General features: G+C 53.9%; 21 protein-coding genes. 12 read left to right on the top strand and 9 right to left on the bottom strand.

The genetic code is table 11. The features are described from left to right. Positions 1-135 precede the first annotated feature (135 nt). The 6 genes from solA to GC090_RS13185 all read right to left on the bottom strand — a co-directional run bounded on the left by solA (position 136) and on the right by GC090_RS13185 (position 4,338). On the bottom strand, positions 136-1,254 hold the full coding sequence (solA, locus tag GC090_RS13210) for an N-methyl-L-tryptophan oxidase (protein ID WP_324020049.1): 1,119 nt from the start codon (positions 1,252-1,254) through the stop codon (positions 136-138). Positions 1,255-1,350: 96 nt separating this feature from the next. Beyond that, positions 1,351-1,605, bottom strand: a complete 255-nt coding sequence (gene bssS, locus GC090_RS13205) for a biofilm formation regulator BssS (protein WP_006118802.1) — start codon at positions 1,603-1,605, stop codon at positions 1,351-1,353. A 245-nt stretch (positions 1,606-1,850) separates the two neighbouring features. Further along, positions 1,851-2,123, bottom strand: coding sequence for a hypothetical protein (locus GC090_RS13200; RefSeq protein ID WP_006118803.1), 273 nt, complete (start codon positions 2,121-2,123; stop codon positions 1,851-1,853). Positions 2,124-2,265: 142 nt separating this feature from the next. After that, entirely contained in the window at positions 2,266-2,511 is a 246-nt protein-coding gene (dinI, locus tag GC090_RS13195; RefSeq protein ID WP_006118805.1) for a DNA damage-inducible protein I, read from the bottom strand. A gap of 62 nt (positions 2,512-2,573) precedes the next feature. After that, complete coding sequence (gene pyrC, locus GC090_RS13190) at positions 2,574-3,617, bottom strand: dihydroorotase (RefSeq protein ID WP_006118806.1); 1,044 nt, start codon at positions 3,615-3,617, stop codon at positions 2,574-2,576. Between the two features lie 157 nt (positions 3,618-3,774). Then, positions 3,775-4,338 carry a lipoprotein gene (locus GC090_RS13185; RefSeq protein WP_006118807.1) on the bottom strand — a complete coding sequence of 188 codons (564 nt, stop codon included), beginning with the start codon at positions 4,336-4,338 and terminating at the stop codon, positions 3,775-3,777. Positions 4,339-4,746: 408 nt separating this feature from the next. Here GC090_RS13185 and rimJ point away from each other — a divergent pair, with 408 nt between their 5' ends. The 5 genes from rimJ to GC090_RS13160 all read left to right on the top strand — a co-directional run bounded on the left by rimJ (position 4,747) and on the right by GC090_RS13160 (position 10,778). Further along, a complete protein-coding gene (rimJ, locus tag GC090_RS13180) occupies positions 4,747-5,337 on the top strand; it encodes a ribosomal protein S5-alanine N-acetyltransferase (RefSeq protein ID WP_033737566.1) in 591 nt (196 codons plus the stop codon). A 15-nt stretch (positions 5,338-5,352) separates the two neighbouring features. Continuing rightward, positions 5,353-5,997, top strand: a complete 645-nt coding sequence (locus tag GC090_RS13175) for a YceH family protein (protein WP_039341141.1) — start codon at positions 5,353-5,355, stop codon at positions 5,995-5,997. Continuing rightward, positions 5,998-6,918 (top strand): Gfo/Idh/MocA family protein, encoded by a 921-nt coding sequence (locus GC090_RS13170; protein WP_039341138.1) that lies wholly within the window; start codon positions 5,998-6,000, stop codon positions 6,916-6,918. A gap of 121 nt (positions 6,919-7,039) precedes the next feature. After that, positions 7,040-8,578 carry a murein biosynthesis integral membrane protein MurJ gene (murJ, locus tag GC090_RS13165; protein ID WP_039341137.1) on the top strand — a complete coding sequence of 513 codons (1,539 nt, stop codon included), beginning with the start codon at positions 7,040-7,042 and terminating at the stop codon, positions 8,576-8,578. A 505-nt stretch (positions 8,579-9,083) separates the two neighbouring features. Next, positions 9,084-10,778 carry a methyl-accepting chemotaxis protein gene (locus tag GC090_RS13160; RefSeq protein ID WP_324020045.1) on the top strand — a complete coding sequence of 565 codons (1,695 nt, stop codon included), beginning with the start codon at positions 9,084-9,086 and terminating at the stop codon, positions 10,776-10,778. A 275-nt stretch (positions 10,779-11,053) separates the two neighbouring features. On the opposite strand, the gene GC090_RS13155 is transcribed toward GC090_RS13160, so the two are convergent. The 3 genes from GC090_RS13155 to flgA form a co-directional block, all read right to left on the bottom strand. Continuing rightward, positions 11,054-11,485, bottom strand: a complete 432-nt coding sequence (locus GC090_RS13155) for a flagellar protein FlgN (RefSeq protein ID WP_006118813.1) — start codon at positions 11,483-11,485, stop codon at positions 11,054-11,056. Positions 11,486-11,490: 5 nt separating this feature from the next. Beyond that, positions 11,491-11,793: a flagellar biosynthesis anti-sigma factor FlgM gene (flgM, locus tag GC090_RS13150; protein ID WP_324020044.1), complete on the bottom strand. Its 303-nt coding sequence runs from the start codon at positions 11,791-11,793 to the stop codon at positions 11,491-11,493. Between the two features lie 102 nt (positions 11,794-11,895). After that, the gene (gene flgA, locus GC090_RS13145) at positions 11,896-12,555 is read right to left on the bottom strand and encodes a flagellar basal body P-ring formation chaperone FlgA (RefSeq protein ID WP_033737561.1); all 660 of its coding nucleotides are present in this window, start codon (positions 12,553-12,555) and stop codon (positions 11,896-11,898) included. A 153-nt stretch (positions 12,556-12,708) separates the two neighbouring features. On the opposite strand from flgA, the gene flgB reads away from it, so the two are divergent. From flgB to GC090_RS13110, 7 genes are all read left to right on the top strand, one after another. Beyond that, a complete protein-coding gene (gene flgB / locus GC090_RS13140; RefSeq protein WP_006118815.1) occupies positions 12,709-13,122 on the top strand; it encodes a flagellar basal body rod protein FlgB in 414 nt (137 codons plus the stop codon). Between the two features lie 2 nt (positions 13,123-13,124). Then, entirely contained in the window at positions 13,125-13,529 is a 405-nt protein-coding gene (gene flgC, locus GC090_RS13135) for a flagellar basal body rod protein FlgC (RefSeq protein ID WP_006118816.1), read from the top strand. Positions 13,530-13,541: 12 nt separating this feature from the next. Beyond that, the gene (gene flgD / locus GC090_RS13130) at positions 13,542-14,213 is read left to right on the top strand and encodes a flagellar hook assembly protein FlgD (protein WP_006118817.1); all 672 of its coding nucleotides are present in this window, start codon (positions 13,542-13,544) and stop codon (positions 14,211-14,213) included. 26 nt (positions 14,214-14,239) lie between these two features. Further along, the gene (gene flgE / locus GC090_RS13125; RefSeq protein ID WP_039341129.1) at positions 14,240-15,487 is read left to right on the top strand and encodes a flagellar hook protein FlgE; all 1,248 of its coding nucleotides are present in this window, start codon (positions 14,240-14,242) and stop codon (positions 15,485-15,487) included. A gap of 20 nt (positions 15,488-15,507) precedes the next feature. Next, positions 15,508-16,266 carry a flagellar basal-body rod protein FlgF gene (locus GC090_RS13120; protein ID WP_324020042.1) on the top strand — a complete coding sequence of 253 codons (759 nt, stop codon included), beginning with the start codon at positions 15,508-15,510 and terminating at the stop codon, positions 16,264-16,266. Between the two features lie 17 nt (positions 16,267-16,283). Continuing rightward, the gene (gene flgG / locus GC090_RS13115) at positions 16,284-17,066 is read left to right on the top strand and encodes a flagellar basal-body rod protein FlgG (protein ID WP_006118820.1); all 783 of its coding nucleotides are present in this window, start codon (positions 16,284-16,286) and stop codon (positions 17,064-17,066) included. Positions 17,067-17,131: 65 nt separating this feature from the next. Beyond that, on the top strand, positions 17,132-17,836 hold the full coding sequence (locus GC090_RS13110; protein ID WP_170317968.1) for a flagellar basal body L-ring protein FlgH: 705 nt from the start codon (positions 17,132-17,134) through the stop codon (positions 17,834-17,836). Position 17,837 lies beyond the last annotated feature (1 nt).

Below are 17,837 nucleotides of genomic sequence, written 5' to 3'. Positions count from 1 at the left end.
TCTGGCGGCGGCATGACGTGACTGATGGAGAAAACATCTCTGAAACACCTGGCTGGCAGAAGAAAAAGCGGTAAAACGGGCTGGCGTGTAAATCTGTGTCAATGCGGCGCGGTGCACTGCACGCGCGCCGTACGGTCAGGCATGAAAACGCGATAAATGGAAAGGGGTAAGATCGAAACTGAACGGTTTGTTCTGTGCAAACTGACTGGCGAGGTCACCCAACACGCTGGCAAATTTAAAACCATGTCCGCTTAAACCGGTGATGATCAGACGATTCGGTTCGCCCGGAAGCGTATCAATGATGAAATCCTCATCAGGACTCACGTCATAGCTACAGGCTTCACCGTGCAGGCAAACCCCAACGCCCGGTAAAAACTGACGGAGAAACCGGAAGGCTTCACTGCCATCGGCGGAAAGGCTGCCGAACGGCTTGCGGTCTTCAGGTGTTGTCATTAGCTGACCACCATCATGACGACCGACTTTTAAGGCATTGTTGTCCGCCGGGAAACCATAATACTGACTGCCATCCGGCATTTCGCAGGTGAAGCCAGGAAACGCATTGTTTTCACTGTAGCGGCCATCAGCCTGATACCAGGCAAACACTTTACGCGTAGGGGCGATGGGCAAATCGGGGACCAGTTTACTCACCCAGGTGCCCGCACTGACCAACAGTTTGCGCCCGCGGTAAAGGCCATCGAGCGTGGTAACCTGTTGCAATTCGCCGTCACGCCGGATCTGAGTAACCGGGCAGTTAAACAACTGCGCGCAGCCCTGTTTTTCTGCCAGCTGTATCCAGCTTCGAACCGCCTGTTCACTTTTTAAAAAGCCAGAGTTTGGTTCGAAAACGCCCAGATATCCGTCAGGAACCGCCAGCTGTGGCCAGCGCTTGCGCACGTCAGCCGCCTGCAGCACCTCGACAGGGAGCTGCCAGGTTTGGGCGCTGCTTACGACGTTTTGAATAAATTCAGACTGGACAGGCGCAAGATTCAGGACACCGCAACGATGCATAATGCGCTCGCCCGCCTGCTTTTCCAGTTCATCCCACAACGTTTGCGCACGCAATACCAGCGGTACATAGCGTTCGCCCTCGCCATAGGCATGACGAATCAAACGGCTTTCTCCGTGATGAGCACCCTGATGATGGGGAGGATGTGCGCTGTCAATCATCAGCACGGAAAGGCCAGCCTGGGTCGCATAATAGCCAGCCGCTGCACCCACTGAACCGCTACCGACCACAATGAGATCGTAAATCATGAAAATGGAACTCCTGAAAGGGTTACATAATCAATAGCATACCAGAAAGTCCATGAAAAAAGGCACCCGGGTGGGTGCCTCGCTGATGCAGCAGTATTAATGCTTCTTTCGTAGTCGTTCTACTTGCTCGGCAGATTCAATCTTAGCGATACCCGCTTCGAGAATAGAGATAAATTGCCTGGCTACATCTGTCGTCAGCCAGTAGGTCGGGCCGACGTCCGCGTCTTCTTCAGTTTGATCCTGCGACGAAAGGGAGTGCAGACGGATCATCATCGCATCATAGCTGTCAACAGTACTGATATCCCAGCCCACCAGAGGATGGGTCTGAATTACATCTTTCCGACTGTCCATTATAACCTCCTTATTACTCGTTAAACGAAGTGCATGATGAGGTTCAATGCGGCTTTTAATTTCCACTGCGAAACAATTATAACAGCAAAATGGCGATTCACTGATTAAAACGTATCATGGAAAGCCTGAATGCAGAATGATTATCTCTAAAACAGTCAGGCTGAGAAGATATAATACCTGAATACCGGGCGTGCAATTGTCCTAATTGAACAATAAAAAAGGCTTATTAAGGTCGTTAAACAGGGTTAAAGAGGGGAAGTTTCAACGCCTGCTGAACCGCTACGTTTTTGTAATGTCTCTGCAAGGCGCGCAAACTGCTGCTGCAATTGCTCATCATGGTTTTGATTTTGCGCTTCAAGCGAAAGATTATGCACCAGCAACTGACTGGCCCGGTCATCAAGACAGAAAATCAGGCTGGAAAAGGCGTTTTCCAGCACCGTCAAGCGGCGTTGCTGTTCACCGATGAGCGTCAGCAGCTCGCCAAAGGTCATGGCTTCTTCGGGTTTATCTGTAGTCATGGGATGAAACTCCTTTTATGCATGATCAGCGCCAGCATAGGGCATTGGTCATTCGGAGTCCAGATGGGCGAGCGGTTAGTCAGGCATAAATGAAGATAAAAAAACCGGGTGGCGAAACCCGGTAAAAACAGCACAGTGGCGGTTAATCGGTAATGAACCAGTCGTCAGCGCTTTCCCACGTTTGCTGCAGGATTTCACTGATTTGCTCACGCGTGTCTTTGTCACCGCCCATTACACTCAGCTGATTCGCCGTGGCGTAACGCACTTTGACCTGATTGGTGAATTGCGGAAATTGTTCATCGATCCGGCGCGACAGCTCCTGGCTCAGGGCTTCCATCGCACCAGCGGGAAGAGGTTGGGTTTTGGCAACGGTAATTTCAACACGCATAAAAGCCTCCGTATAAGATACTGTATATAATTACAGTATAAATATAGCGGAGGCAAGCGAAATTATTTTATACGCCAGTTGAGGGTTTCCCCGGCCAGGAAAGGCACCAGCGTATGAGAGCCCATTGCAATGCTTTCTTCTACCGTCCATGGCTCACGCACCAGCGTAAGGGTGCCTTCGTTCAGCGGCAGGCCATAGAAACGCGGACCATTTTCAGAACAAAATGCCTCAAAATGCTGCAGGGCATTGAGCTCTTCAAATACGGTGGCGTACGCGGGCAGGGAGGTAGGGGCGTTGAACACACCCGCACAGCCGCAGCTGCTCTCTTTCAGATGGCGCAAATGAGGCGCGGTGTCGGTACCCAGAAAGAAACGGGGATGACCGGAGGCGACAATCCTGCGCAGCGCCTGCTGATGCGTATTGCGTTTCAGGATCGGCAGACAGTACAGGTGAGGGCGGATACCCCCGACCAGCATATGGTTGCGGTTGAACATCAGATGCTGCGGCGTAATCGTTGCCGCCAGGTTTTCATTGGCGCTTTCCACATAGTCAGCTGCATCTTTGGTCGTGATGTGTTCCATCACCACTTTCAGCGCGGGGAACTGTTTGCGTAGCGGTTCCATCACCGTTTCAATAAAGCGGGCTTCGCGGTCAAAAATATCGATGTGCGAGTCCGTCACTTCACCGTGCACCAGCAGCGGCATTCCCAGCGTTTGCATCCGCTCCAGCACTGAGGCAATCGAAGCAATATTGGTGACACCATGGCTTGAATTGGTCGTGGCATGAGCGGGATACAGTTTGGCGGCCGTGAACAATCCCGACTGAAAACCGCGGGCCAGCTCATCGGCCTCTAACGAGTCGGTCAGGTAGCAGGTCATCAGGGGGGTAAAAGCGTGCCCATCAGGTAAGGCAGCCAGAATGCGATTGCGATAAGCTTCGCCCGCCGCGACGCTGACTACCGGCGGAACCAGATTGGGCATGACGATAGCACGACCATTGACTGCGCTGGTATAGGGCAGCACAGTGTTGAGCATATCATCATCACGAAGATGGATATGCCAGTCATCTGGACGGCGGATAGTAAGTTGCTGAGGGTGTGCGGTCATGAATGCGGCTCCGGCAAGTAGAATAAACGAAAGGCGTGTTTAGGCCGGGTTATAAGCATAAGGACTCAGGCAACCGTTTGCACCTGTTTTTCTTTTTTAAAAAAAATCCGCGCCTGAAGGCGCGGATAAGATGACGGTAAAGCTGCCTGTCAGGCGGTTAGTCGGTGAAGGGGATGACCAGTTCACCAGGCTTCACTTCCAGCCCTTTCGCGAATTTTTTCGCCAGCGATTCCGCTTTACTGCGATCGGCGCTCAGCACGTAGGCCGGGTGCTGATCAAAGTAGCTTTTTAACGACTGATTCAGATAAGGCGTCAGGGTTTTCATAATAGAGGCCATTTTCTCGGGCTGAACCTGCGCATCGACGATTTCCATATCGCGCAAATATATGGCTCCTTGCTGCTGATCAAACACTGGCTGCGCACGCATTTTGAGCTGCATATCGGCCTGTTGCGGACCAAAGAGTGAGGAGACATTAATTTTGGCATCGCCCGATAAGGTGACTTTGCCTGGCACGTCCCGACCAATCTGGCTATTCAGGTTAGTTAACACAATATGGGCATTGACCAGACCTGATACGCCAATGTCTTTTTCGAAGTTATTATGTTTTTGCAGGGCCTGATTGACTTCCTGTTCGCTAATTGTGTATTGCGTTAACTGATTACAGCCACTCAGTAAAACCGCTAAAAACAGGGCAACCAGCCCGTGAAAAACCGTCTTCATACTTCCCTCGTTTAACTGAAAAACTCGCTCGTGGCATAGCCTGCCTGAATGCAAACCGTCTGTCATCAGGAATGGGATGATATGGATTTGCCGAAAATGCCTTCCGGAAGAAAGTGTCCCGATTTTCCGCTGTTAAAACGGGCGGCTTGCGGCACCCACGGCTTCTTACGCGGCGGGGCAGTGACAGCGCACAGGGTTAAGAAACCGATGTGGTTACCGAACCAGTTTTCTGGAGCGGAGATATGAGCAGGTCTTTTGACGCGCCTGCGCTGCCCGGTGGGCCGGACGATAATTCAGCGACCTGGCTGTTGTGGTATGCGTAACGTTTTACCGCAGACCTGACGGCGGTTATAGTGAAAGTTATCAATGACTGGCATTTCCTTCCCGCCATGGACTTCAGGAGAGATGATGTTTGGCTATCGTTCTGCCGCACCAAGGGTGCGACTCACGACCGAGCGGCTGGTGGTAAGACTGGTTCATGAACGCGATGCATGGCGTTTAGCCGACTATTACGCGGAAAACCGTGACTTCCTTAAACCCTGGGAGCCGGTGCGTGATGACAGCCACTGTTATCCCTCTGGCTGGCAAGCCCGGCTGGGCCTGATCGCTGATATGCATAAACAGGGCTCGGCGTTCTATTTTATTTTAATGGACAGCAATGAAACGGAAGTGCGTGGCGTGGCGAATTTTAGCAATGTCCTGCGCGGTGCTTTTCATGCCTGCTATCTTGGCTATTCGCTTGGCGAGAAGTGGCAAGGGCAGGGCCTGATGTTTGAAGCGCTGCAGTCGGCGATTCGCTATATGCAGCGCCAGCAATATATCCACCGCATCATGGCAAACTACATGCCACATAACCAGCGCAGTGGTGACCTGCTGGCCCGCCTGGGATTCGAAAAAGAGGGCTATGCTAAAAACTACCTGATGATTAACGGTCAGTGGCAGGATCATGTCCTGACTGCGCTGACCAGCAAGGAATGGACACCCAATCGTCGTGGGTAAAATGAGGAGTTCGCAATGAAGATGACCTTGTCGGCGCATGCGTTGCGCGTGCTGGGTTGCCTGCTGGAAAAGCAAATCACCACACCGGAACAGTATCCTCTTTCATTAAATGGCGTGCTTACCGCCTGTAATCAAAAATCTAATCGCGAGCCCGTGATGACGCTGAGCGAAAGCGACGTGCAGGATCAGCTCGATCACCTGATTAAAAAGCATCTGGTGACCGCCAACAGCGGGTTCGGCCAGCGCGTGGTGAAATACGAGCAACGCTTCTGCAATTCCGCCTTCGGTAATTTACAGCTCAGTAGCGCAGAAGTCGCCGTTCTCACATTGCTGTTCCTGCGTGGCGCGCAAACCCCTGGTGAACTGCGGACCCGGAGTGGGCGTTTGCATGAGTTTGCCGACGTCAGCGACGTTGAACAGACGCTGGACACGTTGATGTCGCGCGCTGAGGGGCCCATGGTCATGCGACTGGCGCGGGAGCCGGGTAAACGTGAAAGCCGTTTTATGCACATGTTTGCTGATGAGGCCGAACTCGGGGCGCTGGAGCAACACCCAGCCACGGCGGACGATGTCGCGCTGCGGGATCGGATTGAGGCGCTTGAGCAACAGGTTGCCGATCTTCAGGCACAACTGGCGCAATTACTGGAAAGAGAACAATAAATGACGATTCGCATTGGTGTTGTTGGGTTGGGCGGTATTGCGCAAAAGGCCTGGTTGCCTGTGTTATCGCAGGCAAATAACTGGCAGTTAGTCGGTGCATTTTCGCCGAATCAGGCCAACGCCCGCATCGTCTGTGACCGCTACCGTATCACCTGCTTCCCTTCACTGACCGATCTGGCTGCCGCCTGTGACGCCGTATTTGTGCACAGCAGTACGGCCAGCCATTACGACGTGGTCAAAGCACTGCTTCAGGCTGGCAAGGATGTCTGTGTCGACAAACCGCTGGCAGAAACCCTGAATCAGGCAGAGGCGCTGGTCGCGCTGGCCGAAAAGAAACAACGAAAGCTAATGGTGGCGTTTAACCGGCGTTTCGCGCCCTGCTATCAGCAACTGAAAACACAAATGCACTCCGCCGCTGCGCTGCGTATCGAAAAACACCGCAGCGACAGCGTGGGTCCACAGGATCTGCGCTTTACACTGTTAGATGATTACCTGCATGTCGTTGATACGGCTCTGTGGCTGGCAGGAGGCCGTGCGCTGCCCCGTCAGGGCCATATTGCGACCAATGAACAGGGACAGATGCTTTACGCCGAGCACCATTTCAATGCGGGTGGATTGCAGGTAACCACCAGTATGCACCGTCGGGCAGGCAGCCAGCGCGAACGTATCAGCGCCATCTGTGATGGCAAATGCATTGATATTCATGACATGCGCGACTGGCAGGAAGAGTGCGGTGCAGGCGTAGTGATCACGCCACCTGCCGCCTGGCAGAGCCACCTGGCTCAGCGCGGATTTGTGGGCGTGGCAGAACATTTTGTTCACTGCATCGAAACTCAGACAAAGCCGGAAACGAGTGGTGAGCAGGCGCTCCTGGCGCAACGTATCGTCGAATCCATGTGGCGTGACGCGGAACGGGAATAACGCCTTGTAACACTCAGTGCTGGTCATTTCACGCGATCGCAGTAGACTATCGCCCGACGTGTGACAGGACCCGTGCTAAGTCACTCATTTTGCCGATTCTTTTCAGGATGCCCCGTCAATTATGAATTTGTTGAAATCGCTGGCAGCGGTCAGTTCAATGACCCTGTTTTCCCGCGTGCTGGGTTTTGCCCGGGATGCCATCGTGGCACGGGTGTTTGGTGCCGGCATGGCGACCGATGCGTTCTTTGTTGCGTTTAAACTACCTAATCTTCTGCGGCGTATTTTTGCTGAAGGGGCCTTCTCGCAGGCATTTGTTCCTATTCTTGCCGAGTATAAAAGTAAGCAGGGCGAAGAGGCTACGCGGCTTTTTGTGTCCTACGTTTCCGGTCTGCTGACCCTGGCGCTGGCGCTCGTGACCGTCGCAGGCATGGTTGCCGCTCCCTGGGTCATCCTGGTGACGGCACCGGGTTTCGCCGATACAGCTGATAAATTTGCCCTGACCAGCGCGCTGCTGCGCGTCACTTTCCCCTACATTCTCCTGATTTCGCTGGCTTCGCTGGCTGGGGCCATATTAAACACCTGGAACCGTTTTTCGGTGCCGGCGTTTGCCCCCACGCTGCTGAATATCAGCATGATCGGCTTTGCGCTGTTCGCCGCACCGCACTTCCATCCGCCCATCATGGCGCTGGCGTGGGCGGTGGTGGTCGGCGGGCTGCTGCAACTGGGCTATCAATTACCGCATCTGAAAAAGCTGGGCATGCTGGTCCTGCCGCGGATCAACCTGCGTGATGCTGGCGTGTGGCGCGTGATGCGCCAGATGGGGCCGGCAATTCTTGGGGTTTCAGTGAGTCAGATCTCATTGATCATCAATACGATTTTTGCCTCGTTCCTGGTTTCGGGCTCTGTCTCATGGATGTATTACGCTGACCGCCTGATGGAGTTTCCGTCCGGCGTGTTAGGCGTGGCGCTGGGCACGATTTTATTGCCTTCTCTGGCAAAAAGTTTCGCCAGTGGTCACCATGAAGAGTATTCGCGTTTAATGGACTGGGGCCTGCGTTTGTGCTTTTTACTGGCGTTGCCCAGTGCGGTGGCGCTGGGTATGTTATCCGGTCCACTGACTGTCGCGCTGTTCCAGTACGGAAAATTTACTGCCTTTGATGCCGCTATGACACAGCGTGCGCTGATTGCCTACTCGGTGGGATTGATGGGACTGATCGTCGTTAAAGTCCTGGCGCCGGGCTTTTATTCCCGTCAGGACATTAAAACGCCGGTAAAAATTGCGATTATTACGCTGATCGCGACCCAGCTAATGAATCTGGCCTTTATTGGCCCGCTGAAGCACGCCGGACTGTCACTCTCCATTGGTCTGGGTGCCTGCCTCAATGCTGGGTTGCTCTACTGGCAACTGCGTAAAAAGAAAATCTTTCAACCTCAGCCTGGCTGGGTCGGTTTTCTGATTCGCTTACTGGTGGCGGTAATCGTCATGGCGGCCGCGCTGTCAGGCATGCTGTACTGGATGCCGGACTGGGAGCAGGGCAACATGCTATGGCGCCTGTTGCGGCTGGCTCTTGTCTGTGCGGTAGGCGGCGGCGCTTATTTCCTGGCCCTGGGCATGATGGGCTTCCGACTGCGGGATTATGCCCGCCGAACCGCCGTCTGACCATGAAACCCTCCAACGGTTAATGCCGTAATCCAGGCCGTAATGAATAACATTACGGCCTTTTTGTCATAAACCTGCGCAGTGCAGGCCGGACTAACAAGGGATTCTGTGCCAGACCAGTCATTTCATCACGCCCGGCGATGCCACGAACCTCTGTCATCCCTTTTGCTGGCCTGGAACAGCTATCGCAGCAGACCTGTAGGCATCTTCAGGTGAATAATCCGTTCAGCGGGTTGCCAAAGAGACGATACCCAATAATGGATGGGGGCACGCCGTTACTGACTCATCATGCGCAAGACGTTAATACGGCGCGTCGAAAAGCCTGTTTACAGCGTATCGTCATAAAAAATTCATGTTTTTTTCATTGCTATTTAGCGTCTGACATCGCTTCGGGCGGTAAGTCCATAATGTTGTAAGAAACTGATTCAAAAGTCCGTTTTGGCGTAAATCCTGTCCTCTTCCTGCCGATGAGTACCTTTAGTCCATCATTGAGAGGAAGATCAAAATGCATACCCGCGCTCATGAAAACGCGATGCCAGGTTTCTGGTACAACCTCAATCTTATTCCCTTATTCAGCCTGATTTTTGGCGGAATCTTATTTCTGTTCGTGTGCAGTAGCACGATATCCGCCTGGTTTCTGACGCAGGGGCAACATTCCCTTGACGTATCAACGGATGAAATTTCGGTAAGGCAGGGATTACTCGACAGCTCAACGCATATGCGCTCTGCCAGGCTCAATATTATTCAGGCCGGCGCAGCGGCACGTATTGCCGACACGGATAACTACGCCGCTTTCCTCAGCGCCACAGAGGGCAGCATTAAAAAGGCAGAAAATGGGCTGAATATTTACCTTAACCGTCCGGTCAGGACGCCAGTCGGCATCGAACTCGATAAACAACTGCAGGCGCGATTTAAGGATTATCTGCAAAAAGGGTTGATGCCGATGATTGAGGCAGCCAAACAGAACAGTTTTGAAGAGATCATTTCGGATGAAACGGCGGCTGACAAACTCGACAAAGCGTATAAAGACGTGTTGATGAAAGCCATTCAGATGCGCAATCAGCGCTCGATGGACATTAAACAGCAGGCGGTTGAACAGGTTAAAACAGGCTATATCACGATGTTAGTGGCCTTTATCGCATCCGTAGTGATTGTGCTACTGGCTTTTGCTCTGCTGAGAAAAGTGGTAATTAAGCCTTTAAGACAGTCACTTCACCGTATCGATCTGATTGCCCACGGCGATTTGACCGTACCACCCTCGGCCTGCGGTCGTAACGAGCCGGGTATGTTACTGTCGAACCTGCAACGTATGCAGTCATCGCTTGCCCAAACTGTCGGCGCTGTCCGCGATGGGGCCATTGCTATCTTTCAGAGCGCGGGGGAAATTGCCTCCGGCAACACCGATCTCTCCTCCCGAACGGAACAGCAGGCCGCGTCGCTGGAACAGACGGCTGCCAGTATGGAACAACTGACCGCGACGGTGAAACAGAATGCCGACAATGCGCATCACGCCTGCCAGCTGGCGTCCGATGCGTCCGAAAAAGCCCAGTCGGGTGGAGAGATTGTTAATCGCGTCGTCAAAACCATGGACGATATCTCCGGCAGTTCGAAAAAGATCGCTGAAATTACCAGCGTCATTAACAGCATCGCCTTTCAGACGAATATTCTGGCATTGAATGCCGCGGTCGAAGCCGCGCGGGCAGGGGAGCAGGGGCGCGGATTTGCGGTGGTCGCCAGCGAAGTGCGCAGCCTTGCTCAGCGCAGCGCGCAGGCTGCAAAAGAAATCGAAGGGCTTATCGCCACTTCTGTCGGACTGGTTAACAACGGCACGGAACTGGTCAGCGATGCCGGTACCACCATGATGAAAACGGTAGACGCATTCCAGCGTGTGAATGACATCATTTCTGAAATTGCCGTCTCTTCAGACGAGCAGAACCGAGGCATTCAGCAGGTCAGCCACGCGATTACAGAAATGGATGCAGTAACCCAGCAAAATGCGTCACTGGTTGAAGAGGCTTCAGCCGCTGCGGCCTCCCTTGAGGATCAGGCAGATAAACTGACGAAAGCCGTGGCCGTCTTTAAACTTGAACGAGCCCCGTTAACACCGTCTGACGCCCCCACTGTAGTCGTTGCTCCCGCCGTTCCTGCTTTTGCAGCAGCGGCACCGAAGAAAGGTCATGACAACTGGGAAGCGTTTTAAGACGAATGCCTGCCAGATCGTGGCAGGCTAAATCGGCGTCCGCTTCTTATCAGAACAGGCAGTATGCGCAGGGATGCGCTGGAGCAGAGACGTTATCCGGGATGCCGGAGGTGCAGGATGTATAGCGCGTTGGACGCTGCATCTGTTGGGCGAAAGGGACAGATATTCTGCATAACAGACCCGCCGCCCTGTGACGACAGCATGAAAAAATCCGTCATCCACGCGTGATGACGGATTCTTCAAAAATGGACAGCGTGATCACCAGACTGACGTTATCAGATTTTACGGCTCAGTGTCGCCTGGCCCTGACCTTTTCCATCCGGTCCGTAGAACGCTTGCGTCTGATGCGGCTTAAGCACGTCTAACGCATCATGCGTGAAGGTAATCTGGTGCTGTAACAGGATGCCGTTGTGCGTGTTGGCACGGTGTAACCGACGTGTATGCTGCTGAATACCTTCCCAGCGGCGCGCCATGTCACTCTGACCACGATAAGGTGCAGATGTCCCCAGACTTTTCTCGTTGCTACGGCGCATCTCATCCAGATAGTTCAGCGTCGTCAGCAGCGCGCTTTTATCTTCGGTAATGCGCTGCAAATTGTTGCTGTCAATCATTCCGGACGACAACTGTTGTTCTTCTTCATCCAGAACGGTCGCCAGAGACACCAGCACTTCCTGCATCTTATCTAATGTGGTCAGCAAATTACTCATGGGGATTATTTACCCTCTAAATACGCCTTAGTGTCGGCAATCAGCGCATCGGCGATCTTGCCGGTATCCATCTTCAACTCGCCATTACGAATAGCGGTTTTCAATTGTTCAACGCGTTGGACGTTAATGTCCTGGCTGCCTGGCTTCATCAGCTGCGCCTGGGCGCTGCTCAGGCTCACCTGAGCGGCGGCTGGCGTGGTCGCTGTTGCGCTGTCACTCTGGCGCACACGCGCAGTTTGCGGCTCGCTGTTGTCACGTGTCTGCACGGTGCTGGCGGGCTTTAACGGTTGTGTTCTTTCGATGCTCATATTCGGGCTCCTGTAAGGTCAGGGGGTCTGCCACCTGAATCATAATAGCGTAATCGCTTTGCTGATTCTTCTATCGGCAAATAAACAGGCTTCTTTAATGTTTTATAGTGTTATAAGAATTTTCCCATCATCACTGACCCGACCGCTCACAACCTGACCGTTCCCCATACGTACACGAACCCATTGCGCGATAGTGCCATTGCTTAAGGCTTTCCCCTCGCCGCTGGCATCAAATCCGTCGCCACTGGCAACCACCATGACATCCTGACCTGCTTTTACACGCCACGGCTGGCGCAGCATCGACTGACTCACCGGCTGTCCCGGCTGAATGTCACGCAGCACCACAGAATCGGCGACGGTCTCATCGTTAAGCAGGGTGCGCGGCGGCAGCGTATCCAGACGTCCCTCTTCGATACGGAAATCGTCTTTGCTCACGGTTGCGCCGCGGGCGATTAAATTTTTCGCCACCAGATAACGGCCAGTGACCTGAACCTGGACCTGAATATAACGTCGATTTTCTCCGCAGTTGGCTGCCACGCTCATATTGCCCCACGGGCGGCTGTTGCCGGGCAGCGTAAATTGCGGCGTATCACATAAGGGCCACTGTGCCTGTGGCGTGCGAATGACGACGTTCATGCCCGTGGCATGCTCAGGATCACGGGCTTTAAAAAACTGGTTCAGTTGGGCGCTGAAATCGCCTGCCATGACGGGTAAGGCAAACAGGGCCAGCAGGCTGGCTAACAGGGCTGGATATCCACGCATGTGCTTTTCCTCACTGATGATGGCAATGAGTGTACGCGTTTGAAAAAAAACTCAAGAGTTAAAATAGCGACGATTTGAGGCGTTATTCAGACGATGGCTCTTGCTTTTTCCCAATTATGCTGCCAGCTCGAAATTCTCATTTGCGGAGGAAGCATGCTCGACAAACTCGATGCGGCGCTACATTTCGGTACCGAAGCCCTCAACCTGCGAGCTCAACGTCAGGAGATTCTGGCATCCAACATTGCCAACGCCGACACCCCAGGCTATCAGGCCAGGGATATCGACTTTGCCAGCGAGCTGAATCGGGCAATGGCGAATGGACGTGCTGAAGGCAGTAGCCTGGCGCTCAAAGTTACCTCGTCGCGTCACATCGAAGCGCAGACGAACACGGCACCGTCGATGGATTTGCTGTATCGCATTCCGGATCAGCCATCTGCGGACGGTAACACCGTCGATATGGACCGCGAACGTACTCAGTTCGCGGATAACAGCCTGAAATATCAAACCGATCTCACACTTATCAGTAGCCAAATCAAAGGCATGATGAGCGTGTTACAAGGGCAATAATCATGGCATTGCTGAATATTTTTGACATTGCCGGCTCAGCGATGACCGCGCAATCACAGCGATTAAACGTCAGTGCCAGTAACCTGGCAAACGCCGACAGCGTGACCGGCCCGGACGGGCAGCCTTATGTGGCAAAGCAGGTCGTTTTTCAGACCGATGCTGCGCCGGGTGCGGCCACCGGTGGCGTAAAAGTGGCGCAGGTTGTTGATGATCCTACGCCCGCGAAACTGGTGTATGACCCGGGTAACCCGATGGCGGATGCCAAAGGCTACGTGAAGATGCCTAACGTGGATGTGGTAGCGGAAACGGTCAACACCATGTCGGCATCACGCAGCTACCAGGCGAACGTCGAGGTGCTGAATACCGTGAAGTCGATGATGATGAAAACGCTGACCCTGGGTCAGTAACGGAGAAAAATAATGACTATCGCGGTAGGCGTTAATGAAAAGCTGGACCCCACGGTCCTTAGCTCATCCAGCACCGGCACAAGTAACAGCGCCCAGGATCTGCAAAACCAGTTCCTGACCATGCTGGTGACGCAGCTGCAAAACCAGGATCCCACCAATCCGATGGATAACAGTCAGCTGACAACACAGCTGGCACAGATCAACACCCTGAGCGGTATTGAAAAACTGAACACCACACTGGGATCGATTTCGGGTCAGATCAGCACCAGCCAGTCACTGCAAAGTTCGACGCTGATTGGTCATGGCGTGATGGTGAATGGTTCACAGATTCTGGTCGGTAAAGGCACGACAACGCCGTTTGGCGTGGAGCTGACTAACGCAGCCACCACCGCCACGGCGACAATTACCGATGCACAGGGCAATGTGGTCAGCACCCAGGACCTGGGCGCACTGACCGCCGGCGTTCACACGTTCTCGTGGGACGGCAAATTACCGGATGGCAGCGTCGCGCCAGATGGAAAATACAAAGTTGCGATTGCTGCCAGTAACAGCAGCGGTCAACAGGTGGCTCAGCCACTTAACTATGCCTACGTCAATGGCGTAAGCACAGCGGGTAATACCGCAAAACTGGATCTCGGCACCATGGGCTCCGCCACCCTTGACGACGTACGTCAGATTCTCTGATTCACCTGTAGACAGGAGAGATTTAAATGTCATTTTCACAAGCGGTCAGCGGTCTCGGCGCTGCCTCAAGTAACCTGGACGTTATCGGTAACAACATCGCTAACTCCGCCACAGCGGGCTTTAAGTCCAGCACCATCGCGTTTGCCGACATGTTTGCCGGTTCAAACGTGGGTCTGGGGACTAAAGTCGCTGCCGTGATCCAGAACTTCAACGATGGTTCTACCACCACCACCAGCCGTGGGCTGGATGTGGCACTGAGCGGTAACGGTTTTTTCCGTTTGACCAACTCGGCGGGTGCGGTGTCCTATTCACGTAATGGCCAGTTCACTCTGGACCAGAACCGTAACCTGGTGAATACCCAGGGCCTGAACGTAACCGGTTACCCGGCTTCAGGCGTGCCTCCGACTATTCAGACGGGTGCGAACCCGGTTGCGCTGAAAATTCCTACCACGCAGATGCCTGCTAATGCCACTACCACGGCAAACCAGGTGGCGAAACTGAACTCGACTTCAGCGGTATTAGACGACACCAAGTTTTCTGCCACCGATCCGACGACGTACAGCGCGAAGAACACCATCACTATGTACGATACGCAGGGTAATGCGCACTCGCTTGACCTGTATTTCGTTAAGACCGCAGACAACACCTGGAAAATTCACGGCATTGACTCCACTGCGGGTTCAAACGTAGGGAATTACCAGATGAGCTATAACGCCAACGGTCAGCTGACTGGCGTATCTTCACTGGATGCAAACGGCAACGTGGTGGCAGGCTCAACAACAGCCAGCACCGCGACCGTCACGATTCCTGGCGTAAATGGCGCGAACGGCACGACTGTCGCGTTAAACTTTGTGGGCAGTCTGCAGCAAAATACCGGGGCGACCACCTTTGGTAACGCCACGCAAAACGGTTATGCGCCTGGCGATTTGACCAGCTATGCCATCAACAACGACGGCACCATCACCGGCAGTTACTCAAACCAACGTACGCAGTTACTGGGACAGATCGTCCTGGCCAGTTTCTCTAACCCCGAAGGCCTGAAATCGCAGGGCGATAACGTCTGGGCGGAAACCAATGCGTCTGGTCAGGCAGCGGTTGGCCTGGCAAACACCGGCACCTTTGGTTCACTGACCGCGGGCGCGCTGGAGTCCTCGAACGTCGATATGAGTAAAGAGCTGGTCAATATGATCGTCGCGCAACGCAACTACCAGGCGAACGCGCAGACCATCAAAACGCAGGATCAGATCCTTAACACTCTGGTCAACTTACGTTAATTCGCTAACGGGATTGCTCTATGGATCACGCGATATATACCGCGATGGGCGCGGCCAGTCAGACACTGGATCAGCAGGCGGTTACCGCCAGCAACCTCGCCAACGCCTCAACGCCCGGTTTCCGGGCGCAGCTGAACGCGTTGCGTGCTGTACCGGTCACTGGTTGGTCACTGCCCACGCGCACGTTGGTCACGGCATCTACGCCGGGTGCCGACATGAGTCAGGGGGCCATGGATTACACCCAGCGCCCACTGGACGTGGCAATGCAGCAGGATGGCTGGCTGGCTGTACGCACCGCCGACGGCAGCGAAGCCTATACCCGCAACGGCAACATGCAAATTCGTTCGGACGGTACGCTGACGGTGCAGGGCAATCCCGTAATGGGCGAAGGTGGTCCGATTGTGATCCCTCAAGGTTCTGAGATCACCATCGCGGCTGATGGCTCTATTACCGGGCTGAACGCTGGCGACTCACCCAATGCGACTGTACAACTGGGCCGTCTGAAGCTCGTCCAGGCAACCGGTAAAGAGTTAGAGCGTGGGGACGATGGCATGTTCCGTCCCACCGCCGCGACGCAGGGGACACGTGGCGCAGCCCTGCAGGCCGATCCGACTATGCAGGTCATGCCGGGTGTGCTTGAGGGCAGTAACGTGAAGCCGGTGGAAACGATGGTCGATATGATCGCCAATGCCCGCCGTTTCGAGATGCAGATGAAGGTCATTAACAACGTTGACCAAAACGAACAGAAAGCCAACCAGTTGCTCAGCATCGGCAGCTAAGGCGCGAGGATAAATACATGATTCGTTCTTTATGGATCGCCAAAACCGGTCTTGATGCACAGCAGATGAACATGGACGTGATCGCCAACAACCTGGCCAACGTCAGTACTAACGGGTTTAAGCGCTCACGTGCCGTGTTTGAAGATCTGATGTACCAGACCATGCGTCAGCCGGGCACGCAGTCATCTGAGCAGACGACGCTGCCGTCAGGTTTGCAAATCGGTACTGGTGTACGTCCGGTGACGACCGAGCGTTTGCATACGCAGGGCAACCTGTCGCAAACCAACAACTCAAAAGATATCGCCATTAACGGCCAGGGTTTTTTCCAAATCCAGATGCCAGATGGAACTTCTGCGTATACACGTGATGGTTCATTTCAGGTTGACCAGAACGGCCAACTGGTGACCAACGCGGGTTTCCCTGTGCAGCCTGGTATTACCATTCCAGCCAACGCCACAAGTATCACCGTGTCGCGTGATGGTGTGGTGAGCGTAACCCAGCAGGGGCAGACGCAGGCCGCCCAGGTCGGACAGTTAACGCTGAGCACCTTCATGAACAATGCGGGTCTCGATAGCGTGGGTGAAAACCTCTACAAGGAAACGCAGGCATCGGGTGCGCCGACGGACAGTACGCCTGGGCAGAACGGTGCCGGTTTGCTGTATCAGGGTTATACCGAAACCTCTAACGTAAACGTCGCGGAAGAACTGGTTACGATGATCCAGACGCAGCGTGCTTACGAAATTAACAGCAAAGCGATCAGCACCTCCGATCAAATGCTGGCGAAGTTGACACAGCTGTAACACGAACAGGGCCAGCTAAGGCTGGCCTGAAGACTAGTCATGAATAAGGTCGTAACTCCGTGGCGATGCAACATATTCTTAAGCCTGGACATTGGTTAGTAGTCACCGCACTGCTGACGCTTAACGGTTGTGCGTTGGTGCCACGCACGCCACTGGTGCAAGGAGCGACCACGGCTCAGCCGTTGCCCTCTGCGCCACCTGTGGTAAATGGGTCCATTTTTCAGGGTGTTGCGCCGCTCAACTACGGCTATCAGCCGCTGTTTGAAGATCGCCGCCCACGTAATATCGGCGATACGCTGACTATCACCTTGCAGGAAAACGTCAGTGCCAGCAAAAGTTCGACCTCGAATGCCAGCCGTAACGGCAGCGGCAGTCTGGGTATCACTGCAGTGCCTACCGGTTTAGAAGGTTTAGCCGGCGCAACGGGCGAAAAAGCCAACTTTGCGGCGGGTGGCAAAAATGATTTCGCAGGCAAAGGTGGGGCATCTGCTAACAACACCTTTACCGGCACCATCACCGTCACGGTGGATCAGGTTCTGTCGAACGGCAACCTGCACGTGGTCGGAGAAAAACAAATTGAGATCAACCAGGGCACCGAGTTTATTCGTTTCTCGGGCGTGGTTAACCCACGCACCATCAGTGCGAGTAACGCCGTGTTGTCTACAGCCGTGGCCGATGCACGTATTGAGTACGTCGGAAATGGTTATATCAATGAAGCGCAAAATATGGGCTGGTTGCAGCGCTTCTTCCTGAATATCTCGCCGTTCTAAG

Origin of the sequence: Pantoea sp. JZ29, assembly GCF_035190385.1 — a bacterium.
GTDB lineage: Bacteria > Pseudomonadota > Gammaproteobacteria > Enterobacterales > Enterobacteriaceae > Pantoea > Pantoea stewartii.
This window is presented reverse-complemented; position numbering and strand designations above follow the sequence as displayed.